5 protein-coding genes and 1 tRNA gene are annotated in these 7,390 nt (G+C 57.0%); 3 read left to right on the forward strand and 3 right to left on the reverse strand.

What is annotated here, in order from left to right; translation table 11 throughout:
• Nucleotides 1-19: 19 nt before the first annotated feature.
• Both rpoD and ABYM29_RS05200 read left to right on the forward strand, forming a co-directional pair.
• On the forward strand, nucleotides 20-1,807 hold the full coding sequence (rpoD, locus tag ABYM29_RS05195; RefSeq protein WP_372862983.1) for an RNA polymerase sigma factor RpoD: 1,788 nt from the start codon (nucleotides 20-22) through the stop codon (nucleotides 1,805-1,807).
• Between the two features lie 60 nt (nucleotides 1,808-1,867).
• A complete protein-coding gene (locus tag ABYM29_RS05200; RefSeq protein ID WP_372862985.1) occupies nucleotides 1,868-2,401 on the forward strand; it encodes a hypothetical protein in 534 nt (177 codons plus the stop codon).
• Between the two features lie 5 nt (nucleotides 2,402-2,406).
• Here ABYM29_RS05200 and ABYM29_RS05205 read toward each other — a convergent pair whose 3' ends face one another.
• From ABYM29_RS05205 to ABYM29_RS05215, 3 genes are read right to left on the reverse strand one after another with little or no spacing between them, the layout of a single operon-like run.
• Nucleotides 2,407-4,650, reverse strand: coding sequence for an ATP-binding protein (locus tag ABYM29_RS05205; RefSeq protein WP_372862988.1), 2,244 nt, complete (start codon nucleotides 4,648-4,650; stop codon nucleotides 2,407-2,409).
• The gene (locus ABYM29_RS05210) at nucleotides 4,647-5,018 is read right to left on the reverse strand and encodes a response regulator (RefSeq protein WP_372862990.1); all 372 of its coding nucleotides are present in this window, start codon (nucleotides 5,016-5,018) and stop codon (nucleotides 4,647-4,649) included. Before ABYM29_RS05210 ends, ABYM29_RS05205 begins: the two co-directional genes overlap by 4 nt.
• A gap of 28 nt (nucleotides 5,019-5,046) precedes the next feature.
• Complete coding sequence (locus tag ABYM29_RS05215; RefSeq protein WP_372862993.1) at nucleotides 5,047-6,912, reverse strand: response regulator; 1,866 nt, start codon at nucleotides 6,910-6,912, stop codon at nucleotides 5,047-5,049.
• A gap of 143 nt (nucleotides 6,913-7,055) precedes the next feature.
• Here ABYM29_RS05215 and ABYM29_RS05220 point away from each other — a divergent pair.
• Nucleotides 7,056-7,132, forward strand: a tRNA-Ile gene (locus ABYM29_RS05220).
• The last annotated feature ends 258 nt before the right edge of the window (nucleotides 7,133-7,390 follow it).

The raw sequence follows: 7,390 nt of genomic DNA on the forward strand, positions 1-7,390 counted from the left end.
CTACGAGTATTTTGCAAGAATGAATGATTCGACTCATCAATCGCGCCTCAAACAACTCATTGCCAAAGGTAAGGAGCAGGGATACCTCACCTATTCCGAGGTCAACGACCACCTGCCCGAGGACATCTCGGATCCGGATCAGGTTGAAGAAATCATCCAGATGATCAACGACATGGGCATCCAGGTCTTTGAGCATGCCCCCGATGAAGATACGCTGATCATGACCGGCGGCGACTCCTCTGACGATATCGCCGCTGCCGAGGCCGCTGCCGCGCTGGCCGCTGTAGAAACCGAAACCGGCCGCACCACTGACCCGGTACGCATGTATATGCGTGAAATGGGCACCGTCGAACTGCTGACCCGCGAAGGCGAAATCGTCATCGCCAAACGCATCGAAGAAGGCATCCGCGATGTGATGGCCGCCTTGGCCTATTACCCCGGCATCGTACCCAGCGTACTGGCCGAGTACGACAAAGTTGCCGCGGAAGAACGCCGTTTGGGCGACATCATGAGCGGCTATCTCGACCCCGCCGACAATGTCCCCTCGCCCCAGGCTCAGGCCGCAGCAGCCGCCGAATCCGGCGATGACGATGACGACTCCCCATCCGGGCCCGACCCCGAAGAGGCGCGCCTGCGCTTCACCGCGCTACAGAAGCAGCAGGACAAAGTCGAAAAAAGCATCGCCAAACACGGCCGCTACAGCAAGCAAACCGCCAAGGAACTGTCAGCCCTGGGCGAGCTGTTTAAGTTCTTCAAGCTAACGCCGTCAATGTTCGACCCCCTCATCGAGGAAGTGCGCACCACTCTGAGTTCTATCCGTGCGCTGGAAAAAGAAATCATGCTGATCTGCGTGAAAAACATCGGCATGGATCGCAAGGAATTTATCCGCAGCTTTCAAGGCAACGAAGCCAATTCCGACTGGATAGACGAGCACACCGCAGCCTACCCCGCACTGGCTGATTACAAACCGACGCTGATGCGCATTCAGCAGCGCATTGCCGCTATCGAAGAACGCCAAGACCTGACCATTTCAGACATCAAAGAAATCAACCGGCGCGTTTCAATTGGCGAAGCCCGCGCTCGCCGCGCCAAAAAGGAAATGGTCGAGGCCAACCTGCGACTGGTCATCTCCATTGCCAAGAAGTACACCAACCGCGGCCTGCAGTTTCTGGACCTTATTCAGGAAGGCAACATCGGCCTAATGAAGGCGGTGGACAAGTTCGAATACCGTCGCGGCTACAAATTCTCTACCTATGCCACCTGGTGGATCCGCCAGGCCATTACCCGCTCGATCGCCGACCAAGCGCGCACCATCCGTATCCCGGTGCATATGATCGAAACCATTAACAAGCTCAACCGCATTTCCCGCCAGATGCTGCAGGAAATGGGCCGCGAGCCCAGCCCGGAAGAGCTTGGCGAGCGCATGGAGATGCCGGAAGATAAGGTCCGCAAAGTACTCAAAATCGCCAAAGAACCGATCTCCATGGAAACCCCCATCGGCGACGATGAAGATTCACACCTGGGCGACTTTATAGAAGACACGACGATTTCCTCGCCAGTTGACTCGGCAACGGGCGAAGGCCTGCGCGAAGCCACCAAGGACGTATTGGCCGGCCTGACCGCTCGAGAAGCCAAGGTACTGCGAATGCGCTTCGGCATCGACATGAATACCGACCACACCCTCGAGGAAGTCGGTAAACAGTTCGACGTCACCCGGGAGCGCATCCGCCAGATCGAAGCCAAGGCGCTGCGCAAACTGCGCCACCCAACACGCTCCGACCATCTGCGCAGCTTTCTCGACGAATAAGCAGCACACGGCGGGCGCCCCAGGCCGCCCGCCTCAATCGGCCACATAGAGACAAATACCGTGTTTAGCCGCTCACTACGCAACTACACAGTTTTACTCACTCTAGCCGTCACTGCCGCCTGCAGCAGTTCTCCAGAGCAGAACCAACCCCCACTGATCGTCAATGAGCACGCTGCCCAGGAGCAACTACTGGAAGAACAGCTGCAAACAGCCATCGGCTTTATCAAAAAAGGGCATTTTTACGCCGCCGAAGACCAGCTCAAAATCATCGCCAATGAAGCCCGCAATCCAACCCGACTCCGCCAGCAGGCCCTGAGCTACTTGACTCTACTCTATCTCAACAAAGACAACCCCCGCGCCAACAGCACACTGGCCACACACTCTCTCGACCAGCTAAACGTGTTGCACAATGGCCGCCAAAACGAACAAGCGGTGTTATTTGAAGCCCTGGGATACGCCCTGGAAGCGCGCATTATGCTGGAAGAGGCCCAGCGCCGCGCCGCGCAATCAGCCCAGCAGCAGCAGCAATTAAGCCAGGAAGTTCAGGCCTTACAAATGGCGCTAGACCAGCTGCGAAGACTGTCACTACAGTAATTCCCTTAACGCTCAGCGGTAGCGCAACGCAAATACAGCCCAAGCTGCTGCTCCAGTACACTGGTGTCCGCCTCTGTGCGAGCCAACATCACCGGCACCGCTCGCCACTGACTAGCACGCAGCTCTGCCAAAAACGCCGCTACTCGCTTATCGTCATCATGCCGGCCTATCACGATCAACTGCCAGGGGCGCTCGGCCAGCAAGCCGCGCGCATCACTCACACTGTCAGTCTGAAATAACTGCCAATACTCGGCACCGGGCAAACGACCAATAACATTGGCCAGCGCCGTACCCTGCTCCAGCAGTAATAAATTGCCGACCGCGCCCGCCGGAATCAAATCCTGCACCGCCGCCAACAACTCCTCGCGCGCCACCGGCTTCACCAGGTACTCATTCGCCCCCAGCAACAGCCCCAGATCACGCTCATTCAACATCGATTGCATCAGCACCGGCACATTACTCAAGCCCGGGTCGCCACGCAGCGTGTGCAACACCTGCCAGCCATCCATAATCGGCATCATGACATCGAGAATAATTAAGTCTGGCCGCTGCTCGCGCGCCAAATCCAAGCCCTCGGGACCAGAGCTGGCCGCACGCACTCGGTAGCCCTCACCCTGCAAACTTCGGCGCACCAGCTCCCTGGCATTGGCGTCATCATCAATCACCAACACATCCGCCAGCACCTCCGCGCCCTCGGCAGCCTGCCGAGCAACCGCATTTTCGCCATTAATCGGCAGGCGCAAGGTAAAGCGACTGCCGCGCCCCTCATCGCTGTCCGCGCTGAGGCTGCCGCCCAGCAACTCGGCAAATTTTCGTGAAATGGTCAATCCCAAGCCGGAGCCGCCAAACTGCTTGGTGGTCGACAAATCGGCCTGCACAAAGGCATCGAACACTTTCTCAAGCTGCTGCTCACTCATACCAATGCCGCTATCGGACACCTCGACACACAGGATATCCTGCTCATCTTGCTGCTCGCGCCATACGCGTAAATGGATGTCACCATCACGCGTAAATTTGGCCGCATTGCTTAACAGGTTCAGCAACATCTGCCGCAAACGCGTAACATCCGTGCGAATCGTGCCTTCACAAGACTGGTAGTCACAGTGCAAGCGGTTGCGATTTTTGGCGACTAGCGGCTCGGCGGTAACTTCCACATCGCGCAATACCGACGCCAAATCGACGCTTTCCCAAAACACCGCCATACGCCCTGATTCAATTTTGGAAATATCCAACACATCATTAATCAGGGTCAGCAGGTGCTTACCGGCCAACTGCACTTTCTCCAAATCGCCCTGCAACTGCTGAGCGGGCAGTTCAGGCTCGTCCTCGATCTCCTCCAGCAGCATTTCCGAATAACCGATAATGGCATTCATCGGGGTGCGCAACTCATGACTCATATTCGCCAAAAACCCGCTCTTCGCCTCGTTGGCGGCATCGGCGCGACGACTGGCCTCGCGCACCCGGCTCATCGCATTGCGTAAATTGGCCGCCATCTCGTTAAAAGACTTGGCCAGCTGGCCGAATTCGTCGCTCCCCATATCGGCAATACTGTAATCGAAATTGCCTCCCCCCCACTCTGCCGTCCCCTTCTGCAACTGCCGAATGGCGCGGCGGGTATAACGCGTCATGTAATAGCCCAGCAAAAAGGTGACGATCAGCGCCAACAAAAATACCGCCAGCGCCACCTTGTTTGTCAGGCTGACAATATCCTTGAGTTTGGCATTAATTTCGTCAGATCGGATCAATAACGCCAGCTCACTGTCACTGAGCTGGCGACTGAGGCGGAGATAGTATTCAGCCATCTCGGTGGCAGTCGGCGGGGGCTGCTGCCGCAACTGGGCCAGACTCATCTCTGCCGCCAGCAAATGGCGCTGCCAGCCGTCAAACAAGGGCTCCACGTCCAGCGCCTCGTAATTATCGCCCTGCAAAAAACGCCGCAAGTCACTGTCGAGCTGCGTCTGCAAAGCGCGCAAATGGCCAATGGCACGCAAAATTTCGCTGCGCTCCCCCTCACTGAGAGGCTGGCTGGCTGCCGATTGCTGAAGCGCCTCCACCACTCGCATCTTGCGCTGCAAGGCATAAAGTTGCTGGCTAAATTCATTCAACTCCGCCTGAGTATTGATCACACTCTGCAACAACCAGACATTGCGACGACGGCTGTCATTCCCCCAGATTTGCACCAACACACTGCTCAACGACAGCAACAAAATGGCAACAAACGACAAGGTCAGGCGACGGGTAAAGCTCATTCAGCGCTCTCCAGCAGCGCCTCAACTTTGGCCAACAACCGCGTTAAATCCACCGGCTTGGTATCGTAATCATCGCAGCCCGCCGCCATTGCGCGCATGCGGTCATCGGCCATCGCATGGGCGGTCAAGGCAATTATAGGTATCCCCTTGAGCGCCACATCGGCCTTCATTTCGCGCGCCACCTGCCAGCCATCTTTTACCGGCAAGCTCATATCCAGCAGCAGCAGGTCGGGACTGTTCTCTCGACTCATGTCGATGCCCTGCTGACCATCCACGGCAAGCAACACTTCGTAGCCGCGACGCTGCAATCGGCGACTGAGCATATCGCGGTTCATTTCATTGTCTTCAACCAGTAATAGTCTGGGCATAAATACAGCTCTGTATAGGCAATCGAGATCACTCTTGCGCGCTGTTCATCGCAACAAGGCGGGCATTGAGTTCAGGGTTTATGGTCATTCGCAGCTCATAGAGCCCGGCCTCGCGACCCACAATCTTCCCGTAGAGCGAAAACGCTTCTGCGGGACCAAAAAGACACACATCAACAGGCAGCGGCAACTCGCCTGCACAGTGAATCAGCAAACCGTTATCGCGACTGGCACGCATCGCCACCGGCAGACGCTCTGCGCCGAGGCGCTTGTCAGACAACACACTCATAGTCATGGCCAACTCCTGCTCACGCCACTGCCAAGGCTGCTCAGTGTTCTCCAGTAACAGGTCGTAGGGCAGACCGACACCCAGCACCTCACTAAGTTGTAAAGGCTCACTCAAGCCCTTTACCGACACATCAAGGTGGCGACCGCAGAGTACTTCCACTCGCGAGTGTGCCAATGTCGCCGGCGAGGCAAGAATCTGCCCCCCGGCTGTGCAAGACTCAATCCGCGAGGTCAAATTCACATTGTGACCCACCACGCCGTACTTGCTACGCAACTCGGAACCAATATTGCCGGCTACCACATCGCCGGTATTCAAGCCAATACCGATCTCAATGGCCGGCAAACCCTCTGCGGCATTGCGGGCATTGACCTCCGCCATCCCCAACTGCATCGCCACCGCGCAGGCCAGCGCGCGATCACTGTCGTCATCCTCACGCAGCGGCGCACCAAATACCGCCAGAATGCCGTCGCCGACAAATTCATCAACGGTGCCGCGAAAACGCTGAATCACCTCAGTCATAACAGCCAAGTAATTATTCAACAGGCTAACGCAGCGCTCGGGCTCCAGCTGCAAGCTAATGGTGGAAAAATCCCGAATATCGGCCATCAGCACCGTCACCCGACGGCGCTCCCCACCCAGACTTAGGCCATCGTTGTCGTCCAGCAGGCGCTGCACGATCTCATCCGACAAATAGCGGCCAAACACCTTGCGGATAAAGCGCTGGCTTTTTTCAAGCTCGGCCAGGTATTCACGCTCGCGGTCTTGCCAAGCTTTGCGCTCCAGCAATGCCGACACTCGGGCCCGAAGCAAGGTGGCATTCAGCGGCTTGATCAGATAGTCACTGGCGCCGGCATCAATACAGTGAACCGCACCCGCCTCGTCCTGCACACCACTGATCACCACCACCGGGATACGGCGCAGCTCATCATCGGCGCGAATAGTCTGCAGCACCTCGTAGCCATTGAGGCCGGGCATCACCAAATCCAACAACACCAAGTCCGGGCTGGCACTGCGCATCACTTCAAGGCAACGCTCGCCACTGCTCGCCTCCACCACCAAATAGTCCTGACGCTGCAGCTGCTGAGCCAGCAATTCGCGACCACTGTCGTTATCATCAACCACTAAAATAGTGGCTGGCTGCATATTTTTCGGTCCGGCGGACAGCCCCTGCCGAAAACTCTTAAAGATCGCCGACACCGAGTCAGCCGCAGCGCTTTTTGCTCCCGGGCGCCGGAGTTTTTCCAATGCCGACTGAAATTGCTTGGACAACTCGGCAATTTCACGCAAGGCCTCGACACCACCTTCGCCACTATCGAGGTCCTCGAGCAAAATTTCCACATAGCCCTCAACCACGCCAATGCTATTGCGCTGGTCGTGGCGCAGTCGCGATAGCGCCGTGTCATCAAAAACGCCGCCGGCACTGTGTAGCGACTCCTCCAACGCCAGCAGCGCAGCGCTAATGCGCTGCGCATCTGCCAAGGCCTGGGGCTGCCCAACCAACGATGCCTCAAGAGAGATAGCGCGGCCGCGCATCGCCGCCAGCGGCGCATACAGACTTTGGAGAATATCGTCTAAATAAGCCTTCTCTATACGTTGTTTATCGTTCAAAGCAGACTCCGCGCCAAGCTGTATTGGCTCAATTATGGCAGCACCATCACAAAATAACACCGCCCGGGACGCCGCACTGGCATTGCCGGCGGCGGGTCTTTATAATGCCGCGATCTTCGCTCCCTCACAGGGAGACCCGATAGGGGCCCGTAGCTCAGTTGGTTAGAGCATCCGACTCATAATCGGCAGGTCGACAGTTCAAGTCTGTCCGGGCCCACCACCCTAAACGGGTATTTCCTGCCCTTTTGCAAAACCCCTCAACTCGCAGCGCCCTCCCCCAGCCCAACCCCGACGGACCGTATCAAGCTCGCCACTGCTGGCAAACCCGCCGTTAACGTATAACTTCCCCTAGAATCCTGCCTAGCCCCCTTGGCAGCAAAGCGTTATGATCAACGCTATAAATACTATAAACGCGGCGATGACCTCTACACAGGTCTGTAAACACAGCACAAACGGGCCAAGCCCGAATCAAGCCAAG

This window comes from Spongiibacter sp. (assembly GCF_041602295.1).
GTDB lineage: Bacteria > Pseudomonadota > Gammaproteobacteria > Pseudomonadales > Spongiibacteraceae > Spongiibacter.